Below are 21,403 nucleotides of genomic sequence, written 5' to 3' on the forward strand. Positions count from 1 at the left end.
TTATCTTCTCTTATTTAAAATTTTAGCTTCACTTCTTTTAATCTTTTTCACAAAAGGCACTCCACCTTCTTCTTGATATTCTTGCAAATGCTTATCTTCTCTTGGGGCTTCACCTTTGGCTACTTCATGATAAACTCTACTAAAGTTTAAGGTATCTTTTTCATTTACAAAACCGGGATCTCTGTTTTCTTCACCGACAACTTCTCTATATTCTTTACCAAAAATTTTATCTATTTCATACCATTTAGCAAATTCATCTCCTTCTAAAGGATAAGTTTTCAAAAATGGATGACCATACCAATCATCTGGCATTAAAATTCTTTTCAAATTAGCATGATTGATGATAAAAATTCCAAACATATCATAAATTTCTCTTTCACACCAATTTGCTCCCTTAAATACACTCATAACACTTTGGAGTTTATCCTTTACAGCAACAAAAGTTTTAATTCTTACTCTAAGATTTCTTTCTATATTTAAAAGTTGATAATATATTTCAAAACCTTTTTTTTGTTCTATAAAATCGATAGCACTCGCATCAGTAAATACTTCATATCCTAAATTTTTAAGTTCTTTCAAAATCTCAACATTATCATCTTTTTCTATCTCAATCACCCAAAAATCAAGCTCTATAAAGGATTTTTTTATATTAAACTTTTGTGAAATTGCACGAAAATCATCTTCAAATAAACTACCTTCTATACTTACTTTTTTAGTTTGAAGAGCATGATAAAATCTATCTTCATAATAGTTTTTTAACTGAACATTTTTCTTATCACTATATTTTCTCATTATATGAGCCTTTTTGGAGCAATATGTCTACTTGCTTTTTCTTTTCGGATTCTTTTTTGGAGTATCATTAGTGCAAACTGAAAAGTTTCAGGACGAGGCGCACAACCTGGCACATAAATATCAACTGGAATAATTCTATCAACACCTTGAACAGTTGAATAAGTATTAAACATACCGCCTGTATTAGCACAACTACCCATAGAAATAACCCACTTAGGATCTGGCATTTGATCATAAAGTCTTCTTGTAAATTCAGCATGTTTTTTGCTCAAAGTTCCTGCTATAATCATCACTTCAGACTGCCTAGGACTAGCTCTAAAAATCGTTCCAAATCTATCAAAATCATATCTTGAACCACCAGCTGCCATCATTTCAATAGCACAACAGGCCAACCCATACGATAAAGCCCACAAAGAATTGCTTCTTCCCCACTGAATTAATTTATCAACCGTAGTTAAGACAACTGGAGCGTTACTCATTTTTTGATACTCTGCCACTCAAATGCTCCTTTTTTATAAGCGTATAAAAATCCTACTGCAAGTAAAAAAATAAAAATAAAAACCTCAACTAAAGCAAGTAAAGATAAACCGTATTTTGAAAGCTCCATACTCAAATCTTTAAAGATTACAGCCCAAGGAAATAAAAACACTACTTCAATATCAAGTAAAATAAAAATTAAAGCAAAAACAAAAAATTGAGAATTAATTTTATTAGCCTGCTTAGAAGCCATAGGACCACATTCATAAATTCCAAGTCCTAGTTTTTTTCTATTATGAGAAGCTAATTTCGAGCCTATCTTTGAAGATAAATATACTAAAGTAAAAAATATAACACTTGCGATAACAAGCATTGCAAATATACCAAAGTACTGATGCTCTATAGTTGTATGAGTCATAACAAACCTTTTTTAAAGCATAATTGGGAGATATTTTACTTTATTTTAGCTATATAAAAACTTATTATTAAAAAATATTTTATAGATATTCCAAAATGAAACATTTTTTATGTCTTTATAAGATTATTTTCTTATTACAAATATTGTTTAAAATTTTTTCTTGATGCGAAATAAAAATATAAGTTATATCGTGAGACTTTTGAAAACATTTAAGATAATCTAAAATTTGGTAAGCTGTTGGCATATCTAAAGCTGAAGTAATTTCATCAAGTATCAATAATTTTGGCTTTAAAATTAAAGCTCTAATTAATCCTAGTCTTTGACATTGACCACCACTAAGTTTTGATGGTTTTAAATTCAAAATATTTTCTTGTAATTGAAAAATATTAAATAATTGAAAAATTTCATCCCAATCTGGAATTAAATTAAAATTTTCATACACATTCAATATCAGCTTTTTAACATTTTTGTAAGGATTAAGTGCAAGCTTTTGGTCTTGAAAAATATATTGAATTTCTTTACGAATTTTTCTTTGCTCTTCAAAAGATAAATCTAAAATATTTTTATTTTCAAATTCTACCGCACCTTCATCTGCGTACTCAAGCATACAAAGAATTTTAGCTAAAGTACTTTTTCCACTACCACTTTCTCCGCATAATAATAAATTTTCATTTTGATACAAACTAAAATTAATATTTTTAAAAACAAAAATTTCTTCTTCTTGCAAATACCAATGTTTTTTGAATTTATAGCTTTTACTTAAATTTGTAACTCTTAAAAGCATGCACTCTCTATATTTAATAATTTTTGAGCATATTGGCTTTTTGGAAATTTTAAAAATTCCTCTATATCATATTGACAAATCACATCATTTTCTTCAAAAACTAATACCTCATCGCATAATTGTTTCACTAAATTTAAATCATGACTAACATAAATAATATTTTTAAAATTTGCTTTTAAACTTTTTAAAATATCAATAATTTTACATTCATTTTGCATATCAAGCGAACTAGTTATTTCATCACACAATAAATACTGCGACCCACTTAACAAAGCTAAAGCTATTTGAACTCGCCTTGCCATACCCCCGCTTAATTGATAAATGAAAGAATGCCATAAAAGATCATGATTTTTAAGTCCTAAACATTCAAAAAAATAAAATGCTTTTTCTTTAATTTGTTTTGTGTTTAAATTAGTATGTGTTTTTATGACTATATTAAAATAACTTCCAATATCTACAAAAGGATAAAAACTTCCATAAACATCTTGAAAAAGTAAATTAACTTTCATCCTTAAAAAGTTCAATTCTTTATCGTTTAATTTTAAAACTTCATAATCATCAAATTTTATAGTTTTAGCTTGTAATGTATAATTTTTATCAAAAAGTCTAATTAGGCTTTTTAATAATAAACTTTTTCCTATTCCACTTTTTCCCACAATAGCCAAAGATTTTTCATCTTTAAGCTCAAAATTCACATTTTGTAATAATTTTTTTTGTTTAAAATTCAAATTTAAATTTTCGACACATATCATATTTTAATATCCTCTTGTGTATCATTGGCTAAAGCAAGCAAAGGCAAAATAAGCAAAAGTATAAATACCACAGGAAAAACTATCATCCACCAAAATCCCAAAAACACAGCTTTATTTGCATCATTTAACATATTACCCAAACTTGGAGTAGAAAGTTCAACTCCTAAACCAAAAAAGCTCAATGTAGCTTCTGCTGTGATAGAATGAGCTATATGTAAAACAAAAAGTACAAAAATTAAATTTAAACACGCTGGTAAAAGATCACTAAACAAAGCTTTTGTTTTAGTACTCCCTAAAATAATAGCATTTTGATAAAATTCTAATTTTTGAAATTTATTCAATTGATTATCAATTACTTTAGCAATAAAAGCGAAATGACCTAAAGCTATAATAAAAATCATACTCCATAAAGACCCTGATAAAAAACTTTGAAAAAACATTACCACAAGTAAAGATGGTAAAGCTAAAAGCATATCAAGTATTCTTGAAAAAAAAGCATAGGCAAAAAATCTTGATATAAAAACATAAGCTAAAGCAAAAATCACACTTAAAAATGCTGCGCTTACACCTACAAATAAGGAAATACGCAAGGCATATAAGGTTCTAGAAAAAATATCTCTTCCTAAAATATCTGTTCCAAAAATATGGGTGAAATTTGGGGTTATCTTAGCCACATTAAGATCGATCAAAACTGGATCATATTTGCTTAAAAATGGAGCAAAAAGCGCTAAAAATATACTTAAAATTATTAAAAAAATATAAAATTTACGCATTTGCAAACCTTGGATTAATCATTTTACAAACTATTTCTACAAGTAAATTTACAAAAACGACAACTAAAATGCTAAAACACAATATAGCCAAAACTACAGGATAATCTTTAAATAAAATGCTTTTGATAACTAAATTTCCAACACCTTCATATGAAAATACACTTTCTACAATATAAGTACCCATTAAAAAGCTTACAAAAGAAGCTCCAAAATACGCTAGTATAGCACCCAATGAATCTTTTAATATAAAATGAAAATATACTCTTTTTTTACTAAGTCCTCTAGCAAATGCAGCTTCTATAAAATTTTGATTTAAACTATCAATTAAAGTAGTTCTTATAAAACGCACAAAAATAGCTAAATGCGAAAGAACTAAAACACTAACTGGCAAACACAAATGCCACAAACGATTCAAAATATCATCTTCATAGCCAATATCAACTATAGCTGAACTTGGAAAAATATTCAAAAATACACAAAAAAATAATATTAAAAGCAAAGATAAAGAAAAAGTAGGCAAAGCAAAAAAGCTCATTGTAACAAAAGTAATGAATTTGTCTAAAAAACTATCTTTATAAATTACACACAAAAGTGCTAAAAGTATAGAAAGAAAAAATAAAATTCCAAAAGATAAAGTTCCAAGTATTAAAGTGTAAGGAAGTTTTTCTTTTAATATTGCATCTACTTTTTCACCACTAATCAAAGAATATGAAAAATCTCCTTTTAAGGCCTTTAACGCCCAATTTTCATACTGATGCAACAAAGGCTTATCTAAATCTAAATTTCTTTCTATTTGTTCTTTTAATTTTAAACTAATCCCTTGAGGTACACTAGCAAAAACGACACTGCCTTTTGCATAATAAATCATTGCAAAGCACATAAAACTTGAAAAAAAAAGTAAAAAAAACGCCCACAAAAGGCGTTTAAAAATCAATTTTAACACTTAGTTTTTAATCCACTCATAAGCATTCCATGTAAAACCTACTCCGTGATGACCTAAAACATGAGACTTAATACCTTCAATATTATTAGCAAACACTAAAGGATAATCGATATAAGCTATAAATAAGAAAGCAGGATCATCATATAAAGCTTGTATGAAATCTCCATAATATCTTTTTCTTTCTTTAGAATCTAGCGAATTTCTAGCAAGCTTTAAAGATTCATCTACTTTAGAATTCTTATAATGTCCAAAATTCCAACCGCTTGAATTTAAAGTAGAATCTTGGGAGCTTGCAAAAACTCTAAAAGTATGAAAATCAGGATCATAAGGACTACCCCAACCCACCAAAAAACTATCTTCTTTAGTATAATCAAAACTTCCACTTGGCTTAGCTATAGCCTTAGCTTTAATACCTAATTTTAAAAATTCACTTTGTAAAATATTAACCAAGGCCACTCTTAAAGGATCTTCACTCATAGCATACATTTCAAAGCTAAATTCCTTACCATCTTTTTCTAAAATACCATTTTTATTTTTAACAAAACCTGCTTGTTTTAAAAGCTCATTTGCCTTTTTTATATCATACTTATACGTAGCAAATTTATTAGGATTAGCCCATGATTTTTCTAAAGGATGATTAGCTACTTTACCAAAAGAGTGCAAAAGTGATTCTACTATAGCATTTTTATCTATAGCATAATTTAATGCTATACGCACTTTTATGTCTTTTAAAAATTCATTATTAAGATTAAACATTAAAGCTCGATAATCAGCAGAAGGCTCAACTAGTACTTTAAAACTTTTATCATTTTGAAAATTTGAAGCCAAAGAAAAATCAACCAATGCTACATCTATAGAACCATTTTTAAGCTCAATAGCACTTATACTTGGATCTTTTATATTTTTAAGTATAAGTTTTGGAGTTTTAACTTTAGTTAAATAATATTTTTCATTAGCTTCTAAAATCATATACTGACCTTGCTTCCACTGCTTAAGTTTATAAGATCCAGTTCCTATTGGATGTTGATTAAAATCTGTAGTATTTAAATTTTCTTTTTCAAGCAAATGATGTGGTAAAACTCCTACACTTAAAGCATCTAAAAAAGCTGGAAAAGGATTTGATAAAGTAATACGAATATGATAATCATCGATAATTTTTACCTCTTTTACAGCATCAAAATTTACTTTTGAGGGAGAATTTAGTTTTTCATCTTTTAAAGCATTGATACTAAATTCTACATCTTTAGCACCAAATTTAACTCCATCATGCCACAATACATCATCTCTTAAGCTAAATTCATATACAAGACCATCTTTACTTACTTTCCAAGAAGTAGCTAAATCAGGAGCTAAACTCATATTTTCATCAAAACGTGTCAATCCTGAAAATACCAATCCTATAGCCACATCGTGATCTTCACTAAATAGCGGATTAATACGCTCTGGCTCATTTTCTACTGCAATCACTATAGTATCTTTTGGGGTAATAGCAAAAAGATTCGACACACAAAAAAACATTAAAACAAATTTCAACATAAAATGCCTTTCTTAAAAATTTTCAAAGATTATAACATCTACTCATCATAAGCTTTAGTAAAAATTTCATTTTTGTCATCAAATAAAAGTTGCAAATATCTCTCATATTGTTTAAGTATATCTACGATGATTTCTTGCTCATTTAAATATTCTATATTATAGCCATTACGTGAATCTGCAAAGAAAGTTTGGGGTTCAAAAATAAATTCTTTATAGTAAGTAGGCATAAACTTATCATCAATAATACTCTGACTTGCTTGTTTTTTTACAACTTGCACTCCATAAATAAAATCTTTTGCTAACTCTTTTTTAATAATTAATTTAATGCTAGATTTTTCTTGTACAACTTGTGAATTTAAACCATAATTTTTTAGACTTCTATTAAGCTCGCTCATAGCATTTTTTACCTTGGTATCTAAAAATTTTTCTATATCTTTTTCTTTGCTTTGTTTTAAAATTCTTGCTAGCCTTTCTTGCCAAAATTCACCTGAAAAATAAACACTACTTTGACTTAGTTTAGTTAAAGAATAATTTACATCAACAATCAAACCTCTTAGCAAAGAAAAACACATCAAACAAAGCAAAAATGCAAAAGGTAAAGCTACTATCATTGTGATACCCAAAATAGCTCCCAATCCACCTGAATATAGCAAAGAAATAGCCAAAAGCGCTAATATAAAACCCCAAAGTATATTCTGCCATTTATATGGTTCACTTGCATTGTGACTTCCTAAAGAATTCAACACAAAAATTCCACTATCTGCAGAAGTTATAAAAAATAAAGAAAGTACCATTAAAGCCAACAAAGAACTCCAATATGCAAAAGAAAAATTTTCCAGAAAATAAAAAAGCAAACTTTCAGGCGATGAAGTAAAAGGACTTAAAATATCATTTAAATTCAAAGCACTATTACCAAAAACACTAAACCAAAGTATATTGAAGCTAGTAGGTACAACAAGCACTCCAAATATAAATTCCCTTATGGTTCTACCACGCGAAATTTTAGCTATAAAAAACCCGACAAAAGGGGACCAACTAAGCCACCAAGCCCAATAGTATATAGTCCAATTATTAAACCATTCTATATGTTCTTTCTCATAATAATAAGTCTTAAAACTAAGCTCTATAATATTTTGCAAGTAATTGCCTATATTGGAGCTAAATCTCGAAAGAATTTCTATGGTATTAGAAGAAAAAAGTACAAAAAACATTAAAGCTATAGCAAAAATCAAATTTGCTTCACTTAAAAGTTTCAATCCTTTAGTTAAACCACTGATTGATGAAAGCGTTGCCAAGGAAATGATCACAATTATAATAATACTTTGCTCTAAAAAGCTTTGCTCACTTACAATACCCAAATTTAAAAAACCAGCATTTAATTGAGAAGCACTATAGCCAAGTGTAGTACTAATACCAAAAACTGTCACAATTAAAGCTAAAATATCAACCAAATTTCCCCAAAAGCCATATATTTTATCTTTTAAAAGAGGGTAAAAAGCACTGCGCAAACTCAAAGGCATCTTATATCTAAAACCAAAATAAGCCATAGCCAAAGCACACACTCCATAAATAGCCCATGGATGAATTCCCCAATGAAATATAGTATGCAACATAGCTTCTTCATCACTTGCTTGCAAAGCTTTTTTATGAATAAGAGGTTCGGCTACACCAAAATACATAAGTCCTACACCCATGCCCGTAGCAAAAAGCATAGCAAGCCATGAAGTAAATTTAAAGCAAGGTGTTTCATCGTCATCTCCTAGCTTAATGTCGCCAAACTTAGATAAAGCAAGAGTGAGCATAAAACATACAAAAAAACTCACACTTAATATATAAAACCATGAAAAATTTGTAAAAATTTCATTTCTAATATGATTAATAAAATCGTTTGTAACTTTAGGAAAAAAAATACAACTAAAGCTTAAAACTACTATAATGCTGACACTAGGTAAGAATACTGCCTTTTTAAAACTTGTCTTTAACATGGTCTTCCTTTTTATAGTTTTAATTTAAGTTAATATTCTTAACTATGCAAGAAAATATCTTAAAAAAATAAAAAATCAATAAAATATAATATGAACCTTTTGAGATCCATGAACTCCAAAAACAGTTATCAATTCAATATCTGCTGTTCTTGAAGGGCCAGCAATAAATAAAATATTGCTAGGTAAAATTTCATTTTCATTTTTTACTAAATTTAAAGCCTCGCTAAGACTTTTTACAATATTTTCTTTTTTTAACAAAACAATACAAAGCATAGGAGCCAAAGAAAGCATTCTTGGTTGATTTTTATCTGATACAACTAAAGCTACACCATGTGAACTCACACCAACTCTTGCTTGAATAACGGAAAAATCACTATGAAAAACTTCTTTTCTTAATTTTTCAATTTCTTGATTAAAACAAGTCTTTTTTTCTGCATCAATTTTATCAATATCTATGCTTAAATCACTAGGATAAATAAAGCTTTTATATCCATAGCTTGCAACAATTTGATTAATTTTTTCTTCTAATTTTTCCAATGTGCTTTCTTCTACTATATATTTATTTGCACTCATTTTTTCTTTTAATTCAAACAACATATCATCACTTGTTTTGATATGTTCTACCGGATCTATAGTCAGAATTTTTTCAACAGATAACTGTGTATTTTGAATCTTGTTTAAAATAGCTTCTTTGCTTTTTGAAGAAATTTCATTTATTCTACTCACATATTACTCCTTGCATATTCTCAAGTTCTTTATAAAGATTAAGTTTTACTTGTGGGAATTCTTTATAAGCACTCCATTTTTTGATTACTGGTAGAGAATTTTTTCCTTTTTGTAAAAACCAATTAAACTTATGTAAATTTGCCAAAGTATTTTTCCAAATCATAGGAGAAGTAGCTACTTTTTCAAAAATTTTAAAAGACATAGCTTCAGTGGTATTTGGTGTAATATTTTCAAAACTTCCTTGTCCTACTTTTGCAGCTCTTAATTTGCGTATTAAATCTGCAAGAGGAATTTTTACTGGACAAACTTCAGAACATCTTCCACAAAGAGAACAAAAGGTAAGGATATCTCCATTTTCTTGCATACCAAAAAGATTAGGACTAATTACTTCTCCAATAGGACCTGGATAAACACTTTGATAAGTATGTCCACCTATTTTATCATATACAGGGCAAAAATTCATACATGCTCCACATCTTATACAACGCAAAGCTTCATAATAATCTTCATCATTTAACATTTTGCTTCTATTGTGATCAAAAAGAATGATATGCACTTCTTTTGGACCATCTAAATCTCCATTTTTTCTAGGACCTGTGATAATATTATTGTAAGTTGGTATAAATTGTCCTGTAGCTGAAGGAGTGAGTAAAGAAACCATAGTAGCAGCATCTTCAAAACTTTCCATAACTTTTTCTATACCACAAAGTGCTACGTGAATATCACTTGCAGTAGTGCACATTCTACCATTTCCTTCATTTTCTATGAGCCAAAATGCTCCTTCTTTAGACATAGCAAAATTAACTCCACTAAGTCCCATTTTAAGGCCTTCAAACTCATCTCTTAAGTGCTTTCTTGCAATAAAATTTAATTTTTCAGGCTCACTTTCTAAATCTGAACCCAATTTTTCTTGAAAAATTTTGCCAATCTCGTAACGATTTTTATGTACAGCTGGAACTACAATATGTACAGGAGTCTCATTGTTTAATTGCAATATAAGCTCTCCTAGATCTGTTTCGACAGCCTTTAATCCTTTAGCTTCTAAATAATGATTTAAGCCTATTTCTTCGCTAGCCATAGACTTACCTTTCAAAATTTTACTTATATTTTTTTGTATCATCAATTCATAAATAATTTCACAGGCATCCTCATCAGAATTAGCCCAATGAACATTTATACCATTTTTGATAGCATTTTTCTCAAATTCTAAAAGTCTATCGTATAAAGTTGAAAGAGCATTGTTTTTTGCTTGTTTTGCTTTAGATCGTAATCCTTGCCAATCATTAAATTTTTCATCTATAACTTTTAAACGATTTTTTTGTAAAGTATGCATAGCTGATCTTAAATTTTCCCTCATTTGTTGATCATGAATTTTTATATCAACAATTTGCTCGTGCGCCATTTTCATATTGCAATCCCTTCAAGACGTTTATTTAAAAAGTCGTATAAATGAATTCCTTTTATATCAAGCCCCATTTTATTCATTGTACCCGCAATATTCATCAAACATCCACCATCAGAACTTAAAACATATTTTACACCTGTTCTCTGAATATCTTTGATTTTTTCTTGTGCCATAGAATTTGAAATTTGCGGTTCTTTTACAGAAAAAGTTCCACCAAAACCACAACATTCTTCTTCAAATTCTAAAGGAATTAATTCTACATTTTTGAGTTTTTTTAATAAATTCTTACTTGATTGTATGCTTTTTTGAATTCTTAATGCATGACAATTAGAATGCCAAGTAACCTTTAATGGCTCACCCTTATCTTCATATTCTACATTTAATACAGTATCTAAATACTGACTAAGATCAATCACTCTTGAACTAAATTCTTTTACCAAGGCATAATTTTCATCATCTTCAAAAAGTTCTAAATAATCATGACTCATCATGCCAGCACAGGATCCACTTGGAACAACAATAGGGTAATCTTGAGTAAAAAGCTTTATATTATGCAAAGCTACATTTTTACTTTCTTTGAAATATCCAGAATTAAATGAAGGTTGAGAGCAGCAAGTTTGCTGCTTTTTAAATATTACTTCCACACCTTCTCTTCTTAAAAGCCTAACCGCATTTAAAATACTTTCTTGCATTATTGCACTACCCAAGCAAGTTGCAAATAAATATACTTTTTTCATTATCAATCCTTATTTTAAAAGCACTGCTTCAGGAACAATACCTTGAAAGAAAAACGCTATAACAAAAGTCCAAATTCCTATTAAAATTATAAATCCAATTGAATATTTTAAAGTAAATCTAAACAACTCAGACTCTTTTCCTACAAGCCCAACTGCTGCACAAGCAACTGCTATACTTTGAGGAGATATCATTTTACCTACAACTCCACCAACAGAATTTGCTGCTAAGAATAATGTTTCTGAAATTCCTAATTTTTGAGCACTAACTTGCTGAAGAGTTCCAAAAAGTAAATTTGAACTAGTATCAGAACCTGTTAAAAACACCCCTATCCATCCTATAATAGGAGAAAAAAATGCATAAGCATCACCTGTATTAGAAAATGCAAGACCTAAGGTAGTACTCATACCACTATTTTTTGCTATAAAAGCAAAAGCAACAACTAAACCTATAGTCAAACAAGGGGTAGCCATCTCTTTTAAAGTCTCCCAAAAACACTCTGTAGCTTCATTAATTTTTATTTTTAATACCACAATACTCATTAAAGCAGCTACTAAAATAGCAGTTCCTGCCTGCGCTACTAGATCTATTGCATGCGATGGAATCATTGTTTTGGTATTTTGAGGATTAACTATATCAGGACTCACAATAACACCTAATGCTTCATTAAATTTTAAAGTAAATTGCATGAAATTTAAAATTCCATCTTTAGCAAATAAAGCTTTAAACCAAGGTTGAGTCCATATAATAATACATATAATTAAAAGTATAAAAGGAACCCAAGCTAAAAATACTTTTTTAAATTCTAATGTTTGAGTAGTTTCAAAATTTTTTACATCATCTAACCTAAAAATATTTTTTGGCTTCCAAAATTTCAAAAATAATGTAGTAGCAGATAAAGAAACAACAGCAGATATAATATCAGGAAGTTCTGCTCCTAAATGATTTGAACTTAAAAATTGCGTAATTGTAAAAGATACAGCCGCTACAAAAATAGCAGGAAAAGTTTCTCTTACTCCTTTTAAACCATCCATTAAAAAAACAATAAAAAATGGTATAGTTAAACTCAATGGAACAAGCATTCTACCTACCATAGCTGAAACTTCATATTGTCCTATTCCAGCTAAATTACTCATAGCGATAATAGGTATTCCAACTGCTCCAAAAGCTACTGGAGCAGTATTGGCTATAAGACAAAGTCCTGCAGCATATAAAGGTCTAAGTCCAAGTCCCACAAGTAAAGCAGCAGTAATAGCTACTGGTCCACCAAAACCTATAGCCCCTTCTAAAAAAGAACCAAAGCAAAAACCAATTAAAATAACTTGAATTCTATGATCTGGTGTGATACCTATAACACTTTGTTTAATGATTTCAAAAGAACCTGATTTAATAGAAAGTTTATACAAAAATATGGCCGCAATAATAATCCACGCTATGGGCCAAATACCATTAGCAAAGCCTTGTATAAAACTAGCACCTAATAAAGAAAACGGCATATCATAAGCAAATATTGCTACAATACTTGATACAATAAGAGTCAAAAATCCTGCTTGATAACCCTTAAGTTTAAAAACAACAAGAGAAAGCAAAAAACACAAAATAGGCAAAAAAGCCACCAAAGCACTCAAGATTATATTATCAAACGGATTATATATTTGTTGCCACATATTTTTCCTTATCAATTTGAAATTTATATAGATATTTAGCTTAACAAATATTTTGATTGTTTGTGTATTTTTGTTAGAAAAATATTTAATGATATGGGTATAAGAGTAACATATATTTATGTAAAAATCTGTTACACTATCAAAATTAAGATTTTAGTAATATTTAAAATTATTTATATTTATAACTTTACATCATATGTAAAATATTTACAATATTTTTATAATTTTTACTATGATTTCACATTTGAAAATAACAATTTATAGTTACTTTTAGTAATTATATAAATAATTTTTATAATAAATGAGAAAAATCGATACATTAAACTTATTTTTTTGTAATTTTCTTAATATTAATACTATTTTAAACTTGTAAATATTTTTATTTTTGTTACAATCATTCTACTTTTAAATTTGAAAGAAAGGATAAAAATGCGTTATTTAGCTATATTTGCGATGTCAATTACGCTAAGTTTTGGTGCTGCTAATGCGCCTATACAAGATAAAACAGGAACAGGGCTTGTTCTTTCAAGCCATGAACTTGCCAATAAAATTGGTAAAGAGGTGCTTGATAAGGGCGGTAATGCTATAGATGCGGCTGTTGCTGTAGGTTATGCTTTAGCTGTAGTGCACCCTTCGGCTGGAAATATAGGCGGAGGTGGATTTGCTGTAATACATTTAGCAAATGGTGAAAGCACTACTCTTGATTTTAGAGAAATGGCTCCGTTAAAAGCAACTAGAGATATGTATCTTGATAAAAAAGGAGAGGTTATTCCAGATGCCTCAACCATAGGATACTTAGCTGCTGGCGTGCCTGGAACCGTAAAAGGTATGAGTGCAATGTTAGATCGCTATGGCACAATGAAATTGAGTGATTTAATGAATCCTGCTATAAAATTAGCTGAAAAAGGATATCTTATCAACGATCGACAAGAACAGACTATGTTGGAAGTTCAAGATATGTTTAAAAAATTTGATAGCTCACGTAAATACTTTCTTAAAAAAGATGGTAGTACTTATAAAAGCGGAGATTTATTTGTCCAAAAAGATTTAGCAAAAACCTTAAAACTTATTTCTAAAGAAGGTCCTGATGCTTTTTATAAAGGCAAAATTGCTAATCTAATAGAGTCAGATATGGCTAAAAACAATGGTATTATTACAAAAGAAGATTTAGCACAATATGAAGTAATTTGGAGAAAACCAGTAAAAGGTACTTATAGAGGATATGATATAATTTCCATGTCTCCACCTAGCAGTGGTGGTACCCATATAATTCAAATTTTAAATATTATGGAAAATGCTAATATAGAAAAATTAGGTTATGGTAGCTCTAAAACTTTACATATAATGGCTGAAGCTATGCGTCAAGCTTATGCAGATAGATCAGAATATATGGGTGATCCTGATTTTGTAAAAATTCCACTTGAAAAACTTACAAGTAAAGCTTATGCAAAAGAAATTTACACAAAAATACCAAAAAATAAAGCTTTACCAAGTTCTAAAGTAAAACCTGGATTAGGACAAATCCACGAAGGTCATAATACTACTCATTACTCTGTATTAGATAGCAAAGGAAATGCTGTCAGTATAACTTATACTATTAATGCAAGCTATGGATCTGGTGCTGCTATAGAGGGAGCAGGATTTTTATTAAATGATGAAATGGATGATTTTTCTATAAAACCAGGAGTTCCAAATCTATATGGTTTAGTAGGTGGTGAAGCTAATGCTATAGAACCTAAAAAAAGACCTTTAAGCTCTATGAGTCCGACCATAATACTTAAAGATGGTAAGGTATTTATGGTAGTGGGTAGTCCAGGTGGATCTAGAATTATCACAACAGTTTTACAAGTGATTTCAAATGTTATAGATCACAAAATGGATATTTCAACAGCAGTAGAATCTCCAAGATTCCATATGCAATGGCTTCCTGATGAACTTAGAACTGAACCATTTGGAATTATCAAAGATGTTGAAAATAATCTCGTAAAAATGGGTTATACAATCTCAGAACAACCTTATATGGGTGATGTAAATGCTATAATGATAGATCCTAAAACACAAAAAATTGTAGGTTCTATGGATACAAGAAAAGAATTTTAATCTTGTTTTGCCTTTGAATTTTCAAAGGCAAATTTTGTATCCCCAATAACTCCACTATATCTTCTACCACCATAAGTAACAATGATTTTCTAAAAGAAATAAAATTAGCTATAGATAATACATTAGTATATCCAAGGCAAGCTCAAAAAATGAGAATGAGTGGTGAAGTTTTGGTAGAATTTACTTGGACAAATCAGCAAATATTAAAAAATTTAAAAGTAATTACGCCTTCTAAATACAAACTTTTAAATGAAAGCGCTTTACAAACTATACACTTAGCTTCTAAGTATTTTCCTAAATATGATCAAACATTTAATATAAGAATTCCTATAATATATAAAATAAACTAGTCTTCATAAAATAATCATTATAAAATTATGGTCAATTACTGCTTTTAACACACCTATATTTCAAGAAGAACTAATAGAATTAAACATAAAACTTAAAATAGAAGATTTAACACATCTTTATAAAACTATTGTAAAAAAAATATAATAAATAAATTTATACTATTCTAAGTTACTAATAAATCATAGCTTTTATACTCTAAAAACAAAAACCCACTTATATAAAAACAATTTCAATATATCTTGCTAATAAACTAATCTTAAAAAATACCTAGAATATAAACTTATAAATCATAAAAAAGCTTTACTCAATAAGAGATTAAATTCATTTCTTATTATAATATCATTTTGCTTTAATAAAAATATCAATAAGCTAAAATAAGTAGTAGAAGAATTAACAAGTCCGCAATGAGCTACTTTCCCCCTGCCAGTAAGGCGTAGTATCATCACCCACGATGTGCTTAGCTTCTTGGTTCGGGATGGGACAAGGCGTCTCCACATCTGTATAATCACGGACATTGTTATTTAAATATTCTAAACTAAGAATACTTAAAAAACAATGTTAAGAGCAAGTTTAAAAAAACATTTTCTTTTAAGATTATAAAAAACCTTAACAAGGAAGTGATGCTTTATAAGATAAGCCAAACGCTCTATTAGTACTGGTCAGCTAAAAGACTTTCATCCATTACACACCCAGCCTATCAAACTAGTAGTCTTCTAGAGAGCTTAGAGAAGATTCATCTTAGAGTTGGCTTCACGCTTAGATGCTTTCAGCGTTTATCCGTTCCAAACTTAGCTACGCTGCGATGCTCTTGGCAGAACAACAGCTACACCAGTGGTTTGTTCAACCCGGTCCTCTCGTACTAGGGTCAAATCTCTTCAATCTTCTTACGCCCACGGCAGATAGGGACCGAACTGTCTCACGACGTTCTGAACCCAGCTCGCGTACCGCTTTAAATGGCGAACAGCCATACCCTTGGGACCTGCTCCAGCCCCAGGATGCGATGAGCCGACATCGAGGTGCCAAACCTCCCCGTCGATGTGAGCTCTTGGGGGAGATCAGCCTGTTATCCCCGGGGTACCTTTTATCCTTTGAGCGATGGCCCTTCCACACAGAACCACCGGATCACTAAGACCGACTTTCGTCTCTGCTTGACTTGTATGTCTTGCAGTTAAGCTGGCTTATACCTTTATACTCTACGAACGATTTCCAACCGTTCTGAGCCAACCTTTGTAAGCCTCCGTTATTATTTGGGAGGCGACCGCCCCAGTCAAACTACCCACCAGACATTGTCCCACTTGAGGATAACTCAAGCTGGTTAGCTACCCAAATAAGAAAGAGTGGTATCTCAACAACGGCTCATAATAAACTGGCGTCTATTAATCAAAGCCTCCCACCTATCCTGCACATTCTTATCCAAATAGCAGTGTCAAGCTGTAGTAAAGGTCCACGGGGTCTTTCCGTCTTGCCGCGGGTAGGAGGAATTTTCACCTCCACTACAATTTCACTGGATCCCTCTTTGAGACAGCTCCCATCTCGTTACGCCATTCATGCAGGTCGGTATTTAACCGACAAGGAATTTCGCTACCTTAGGACCGTTATAGTTACGGCCGCCGTTTACTCGGGCTTCGATCAAGAGCTTCGCTAATGCTAACCCCATCAATTAACCTTCGAGCACCGGGCAGGCGTCACACCCTATACATCCTCTTGCGAGTTAGCAGAGTGCTGTGTTTTTGGTAAACAGTCGGGAGGGACTCTTTGTTGTAAGTTTCTTCGCTTTCGGAGTAAATCCTAGTACGAAGCGAACCACACCTTATACCGAAGATACGGTGCTATTTTGCAGAGTTCCTTAAAGAGAGTTCTTCCACGCGCCTTAGAATACTCATCCCACCCACCTGTGTCGGTTTACGGTACGGGCAACATTAGCTAAACTTAGAAACTTTTCTTGGCTCGACAGCATCAGCAATTCTCCTCGCTATCCGAAGATTTTGAAGAGCCTTTCAGTTCTCGGAGTATTCTTATACGGATTTGCCTATATAAGCTCCTACAACCTTAGACTAGCACTTCCATCCGCTAGCTTGCTTAGCTCTAAGCGTCCTTCCATCGCACACTAATGTTGGTATTGGAATATTAACCAATTTGCCATCGTCTACCCCTTTCGGACTTGACTTAGGACCCGACTAACCCTACGATGACGAGCATCGCGTAGGAAACCTTGGGTTTACGGCGTTAATGATTCTCACATTAATTATCGCTACTCATGCCTGCATGCTCACTTCTATTCGCTCCAGCACTCCTTACCGGTATACCTTCGACGCAAATAGAACGCTCTCCTACCACTTAGTAAAACTAAGTCTACAGCTTCGGTACTTACTTTAGCCCCGTTATATTTTCCGCGCAAAATCACTAGACCAGTGAGCTATTACGCTTTCTTTAAAGGATGGCTGCTTCTAAGCCAACCTCCTGGTTGTTTAAGTAACTTCACATCGTTTTCCACTTAAGTAAGATTTAGGGACCTTAGCTGGTAGTCTGGGTTGTTTCCCTCTTGACGACGGATTTTATCACTCGCCGCCTGACTGCTGTGATTACACATAAGGTATTCGGAGTTTGATAGGGTTTGGTACATTGGTGTATGCCCTAGCCCATTCAGTGCTCTACCCCCTTATGTTACGACACAACGCTATACCTAAATATATTTCGGAGAGAACCAGCTATCACGAAGTTTGATTGGCCTTTCACCCCTATCCACAAGTCATCCCGGGGCTTTTCAACGCCTATGGGTTCAGTCCTCCACTAGCTCTTACACTAGCTTCAACTTGCTCATGGATAGATCACTTCGTTTCGGGTCTGCAGCATCTGACTTAATCGCCCTATTCAGACTCGCTTTCGCTACGGCTTCGCGTGTGCTTAACCTTGCCAGACACCACAACTCGCAGGCTCATTATGCAAAAGGCAGTCCATCACACTGTATTGCTACATAGTGCTCTGAATGATTGTAAGCAAATGGTTTCAGGTTCTATTTCACTCTGATCACCTCAGTTCTTTTCACCTTTCCCTCACGGTACTTGTGCACTATCGGTCTGGTAGTAGTATTTAGGGTTGGATCGTGGTCGACCCAGATTCAGACAGGATTCCTCGTGTCCCGCCCTACTCAGGATACTGCTAGCTAAAGTTTGGTTTTCGTATACGGGACTATCACCCTCTATGGCTACACTTTCCAGAGTGTTCTACTAACCTCACTTATTGCACATTGCAGTCCTACAACCCCCAGTGCAAGCACTGGGTTTGCCCTCTTGCGCTTTCGCTCGCCGCTACTGACGCAATCTCTATTGATTTCTTTTCCTGTAGGTACTAAGATGTTTCAATTCCCTACGTTCGCTCCATTTATGGTAATATATATCTCTATATATTAGGTTGCCCCATTCGGAAATCTACGGATCAAAGCTTCTTGACAGCTCCCCGTAGCTTATCGCAGTCTAGTACGTCCTTCATCGCCTTTACCAGCCAAGGCATCCACCATTCGCTCTTAATAGCTTACCTTTTATTAGATTCATTCTAAAACGCATCACTTCCTTGTTAAAGCTTTTACAATAAAACTTTACTATCTTAAGACGGAAAGCATTTAAACACTTATAAATAAATATAAGTCGTGAGTTTAAAACTTATCTTTAATAATTTAAAGAAAAGATAGTTCAGCATTATTCTTTAACAAGTCCTGTAAAATTGTTTTTATTAAAACTTGCTTGTGACTCTTAACAATAATAATTTAAATAACGTTAAATAAAAACTCTATTGAATAAGTATTTATTTATTTTAGGTCTTAAAACCTAAAATAAGTGTATATTAGAATTAAAAATAATATTTAAATAATTAAACTTAATTTTTATAGGACAACTATTAAATAAAATTCAATATCTTAACTAGATAAATATATACTTATTTTAAGTTTTAAAACTTTTATCATCATTGATAAACAAATCTTTTTATGGTGGGCCTAACAAGACTTGAACTTGTGACCTCACCCTTATCAGGGGTGCACTCTAACCAGCTGAGCTATAGGCCCTTATCATGGTGGAGAATAGCGGGATCGAACCGCTGACCTCCTGCGTGCAAAGCAGGCGCTCTCCCAGCTGAGCTAATTCCCCAAAATTAGCTTTTCATCAATCTTTGAAATCTAAACAAGGATGATTGAGTTTATATGAACTGATAGTTGTGAGACTTATCAGTTTGTACTCTAGAAAGGAGGTGATCCAACCGCAGGTTCTCCTACGGTTACCTTGTTACGACTTCACCCCAGTCGCTGATTCCACTGTGGACGGTAACTAGTTTAGTATTCCGGCTTCGAGTGAAATCAACTCCCATGGTGTGACGGGCGGTGAGTACAAGACCCGGGAACGTATTCACCGTAGCATGGCTGATCTACGATTACTAGCGATTCCGGCTTCATGCTCTCGAGTTGCAGAGAACAATCCGAACTGGGACATATTTTATAGATTTGCTCCACCTTGCGATATTGCGTCTCATTGTATATGCCATTGTAGCACGTGTGTCGCCCTGGGCATAAGGGCCATGATGACTTGACGTCGTCCACACCTTCCTCCTCCTTACGAAGGCAGTCTATTTAGAGTGCTCGGCCTAACCGTTAGCAACTAAATACGTGGGTTGCGCTCGTTGCGGGACTTAACCCAACATCTCACGACACGAGCTGACGACAGCCGTGCAGCACCTGTCTCTAAGTTCTAGCAAGCTAGCACCCTCATATCTCTATAAGGTTCTTAGGATATCAAGCCCAGGTAAGGTTCTTCGCGTATCTTCGAATTAAACCACATGCTCCACCGCTTGTGCGGGTCCCCGTCTATTCCTTTGAGTTTTAATCTTGCGACCGTACTCCCCAGGCGGTACACTTAATGCGTTAGCTGCATTACTGAGATGACTAGCATCCCAACAACTAGTGTACATCGTTTAGGGCGTGGACTACCAGGGTATCTAATCCTGTTTGCTCCCCACGCTTTCGCGCCTTAGCGTCAGTTAAGTTCCAGCAGATCGCCTTCGCAATGGGTATTCTTGGTGATATCTACGGATTTTACCCCTACACCACCAATTCCATCTGCCTCTCCCTCACTCTAGATTATCAGTTTCCCAAGCAGTTTAATGGTTGAGCCATTAGATTTCACAAGAGACTTGATAATCCGCCTACGCGCCCTTTACGCCCAGTGATTCCGAGTAACGCTTGCACCCTCCGTATTACCGCGGCTGCTGGCACGGAGTTAGCCGGTGCTTATTCCTTAGGTACCGTCAGAATTCTTCCCTAAGAAAAGGAGTTTACGCTCCGAAAAGTGTCATCCTCCACGCGGCGTTGCTGCGTCAGGGTTTCCCCCATTGCGCAATATTCCCTACTGCTGCCTCCCGTAGGAGTCTGGACCGTGTCTCAGTTCCAGTGTGACTGATCATCCTCTCAGACCAGTTAAGCGTCATAGCCTTGGTGAGCCATTACCTCACCAACTAGCTGATACTATATAGTCTCATCCTACACCGAAAAACTTTCCCTACTCAACTTATGTTAAATAGGAGTATAGAGTATTAGCAGTCGTTTCCAACTGTTGTCCTCTTGTGTAGGGCAGATTAACTATACTTTACTCACCCGTGCGCCACTAATCCACAACTAGCAAGCTAGTTGCTTCATCGTTCGACTTGCATGTATTAGGCACGCCGCCAGCGTTCACTCTGAGCCAGGATCAAACTCTCCATAAAAATATAGATAAGTTTAATCTTTTTCTTCAAAGAAAAAGTAAAATTTAAAAATTACAAAATAATGAATATTCATGTAATTTATAATTTTAATTATTAGTGATAGATTTAATCTATCTCTGGCTCAATCGATCACTTATTTAGATTTCAAAGATTGACTATAAGATTTGATTAACAATAATTAATAATTTAAAGAACAAATATAAAAATTATG

14 protein-coding genes, 2 tRNA genes, 3 rRNA genes and 1 pseudogene are annotated in these 21,403 nt (G+C 32.6%); 2 read left to right on the plus strand and 18 right to left on the minus strand.

What is annotated here, in order from left to right; translation table 11 throughout:
• The 13 genes from CINS_RS06905 to CINS_RS06965 all read right to left on the minus strand — a co-directional run bounded on the left by CINS_RS06905 (position 1) and on the right by CINS_RS06965 (position 12,993).
• Positions 1-795: an NADH-quinone oxidoreductase subunit C gene (locus CINS_RS06905; RefSeq protein WP_126437497.1), complete on the minus strand. Its 795-nt coding sequence runs from the start codon at positions 793-795 to the stop codon at positions 1-3.
• Positions 792-1,271, minus strand: coding sequence for a NuoB/complex I 20 kDa subunit family protein (locus CINS_RS06910; protein WP_052252017.1), 480 nt, complete (start codon positions 1,269-1,271; stop codon positions 792-794). Before CINS_RS06910 ends, CINS_RS06905 begins: the two co-directional genes overlap by 4 nt.
• A complete protein-coding gene (locus CINS_RS06915) occupies positions 1,268-1,687 on the minus strand; it encodes an NAD(P)H-quinone oxidoreductase subunit 3 (protein WP_039651036.1) in 420 nt (139 codons plus the stop codon). The genes CINS_RS06910 and CINS_RS06915 overlap by 4 nt, the downstream gene beginning before the upstream one ends.
• 115 nt (positions 1,688-1,802) lie before the next feature.
• Entirely contained in the window at positions 1,803-2,471 is a 669-nt protein-coding gene (locus CINS_RS06920) for an ATP-binding cassette domain-containing protein (protein WP_039651038.1), read from the minus strand.
• Entirely contained in the window at positions 2,462-3,223 is a 762-nt protein-coding gene (locus CINS_RS06925; RefSeq protein WP_039651040.1) for an ATP-binding cassette domain-containing protein, read from the minus strand. Before CINS_RS06925 ends, CINS_RS06920 begins: the two co-directional genes overlap by 10 nt.
• Complete coding sequence (locus CINS_RS06930; RefSeq protein WP_039651042.1) at positions 3,220-3,996, minus strand: ABC transporter permease; 777 nt, start codon at positions 3,994-3,996, stop codon at positions 3,220-3,222. Before CINS_RS06930 ends, CINS_RS06925 begins: the two co-directional genes overlap by 4 nt.
• The gene (locus CINS_RS06935) at positions 3,989-4,927 is read right to left on the minus strand and encodes an ABC transporter permease (RefSeq protein ID WP_039651466.1); all 939 of its coding nucleotides are present in this window, start codon (positions 4,925-4,927) and stop codon (positions 3,989-3,991) included. The genes CINS_RS06930 and CINS_RS06935 overlap by 8 nt, the downstream gene beginning before the upstream one ends.
• A gap of 12 nt (positions 4,928-4,939) precedes the next feature.
• Positions 4,940-6,475: a nickel ABC transporter, periplasmic substrate-binding protein gene (locus tag CINS_RS06940; protein ID WP_039651044.1), complete on the minus strand. Its 1,536-nt coding sequence runs from the start codon at positions 6,473-6,475 to the stop codon at positions 4,940-4,942.
• A 38-nt stretch (positions 6,476-6,513) separates the two neighbouring features.
• The gene (locus tag CINS_RS06945) at positions 6,514-8,460 is read right to left on the minus strand and encodes a BCCT family transporter (protein ID WP_039651046.1); all 1,947 of its coding nucleotides are present in this window, start codon (positions 8,458-8,460) and stop codon (positions 6,514-6,516) included.
• A 75-nt stretch (positions 8,461-8,535) separates the two neighbouring features.
• Positions 8,536-9,186, minus strand: a complete 651-nt coding sequence (locus CINS_RS06950) for an NAD-independent L-lactate dehydrogenase subunit (RefSeq protein ID WP_039651048.1) — start codon at positions 9,184-9,186, stop codon at positions 8,536-8,538.
• Positions 9,179-10,594: a LutB/LldF family L-lactate oxidation iron-sulfur protein gene (locus CINS_RS06955; protein ID WP_039651050.1), complete on the minus strand. Its 1,416-nt coding sequence runs from the start codon at positions 10,592-10,594 to the stop codon at positions 9,179-9,181. The genes CINS_RS06950 and CINS_RS06955 overlap by 8 nt, the downstream gene beginning before the upstream one ends.
• Positions 10,591-11,331, minus strand: coding sequence for a (Fe-S)-binding protein (locus CINS_RS06960; protein ID WP_373274657.1), 741 nt, complete (start codon positions 11,329-11,331; stop codon positions 10,591-10,593). The genes CINS_RS06955 and CINS_RS06960 overlap by 4 nt, the downstream gene beginning before the upstream one ends.
• A 6-nt stretch (positions 11,332-11,337) precedes the next feature.
• Complete coding sequence (locus CINS_RS06965) at positions 11,338-12,993, minus strand: L-lactate permease (RefSeq protein WP_039651054.1); 1,656 nt, start codon at positions 12,991-12,993, stop codon at positions 11,338-11,340.
• A 429-nt stretch (positions 12,994-13,422) separates the two neighbouring features.
• On the opposite strand from CINS_RS06965, the gene ggt reads away from it, so the two are divergent.
• Together ggt and CINS_RS07965 are read left to right on the plus strand one after the other, a co-directional pair.
• Positions 13,423-15,093, plus strand: coding sequence for a gamma-glutamyltransferase (gene ggt, locus CINS_RS06970; RefSeq protein WP_039651055.1), 1,671 nt, complete (start codon positions 13,423-13,425; stop codon positions 15,091-15,093).
• 74 nt (positions 15,094-15,167) lie between these two features.
• A pseudogene (locus CINS_RS07965) lies at positions 15,168-15,443 on the plus strand (energy transducer TonB); the annotation flags it as partial.
• A 397-nt stretch (positions 15,444-15,840) separates the two neighbouring features.
• On the opposite strand, the gene rrf reads toward CINS_RS07965, so the two are convergent.
• The 5 genes from rrf to CINS_RS07000 all read right to left on the minus strand — a co-directional run bounded on the left by rrf (position 15,841) and on the right by CINS_RS07000 (position 21,192).
• Positions 15,841-15,957, minus strand: a 5S ribosomal RNA gene (gene rrf / locus CINS_RS06980).
• Positions 15,958-16,072: 115 nt separating this feature from the next.
• Positions 16,073-18,981: ribosomal RNA gene (locus CINS_RS06985) — 23S ribosomal RNA — on the minus strand.
• Positions 18,982-19,427: 446 nt separating this feature from the next.
• Positions 19,428-19,504, minus strand: a tRNA-Ile gene (locus tag CINS_RS06990).
• A 6-nt stretch (positions 19,505-19,510) separates the two neighbouring features.
• A tRNA-Ala gene (locus CINS_RS06995) sits at positions 19,511-19,586 on the minus strand.
• A gap of 93 nt (positions 19,587-19,679) precedes the next feature.
• A 16S ribosomal RNA gene (locus tag CINS_RS07000) occupies positions 19,680-21,192 on the minus strand.
• The 16S, 23S and 5S rRNA genes sit together here with 2 tRNA genes alongside, the layout of an rRNA operon.
• Positions 21,193-21,403: the final 211 nt, after the last annotated feature.

Source organism: Campylobacter insulaenigrae NCTC 12927 (assembly GCF_000816185.1).
Taxonomy (GTDB): Bacteria; Campylobacterota; Campylobacteria; order Campylobacterales; family Campylobacteraceae; genus Campylobacter_D; species Campylobacter_D insulaenigrae.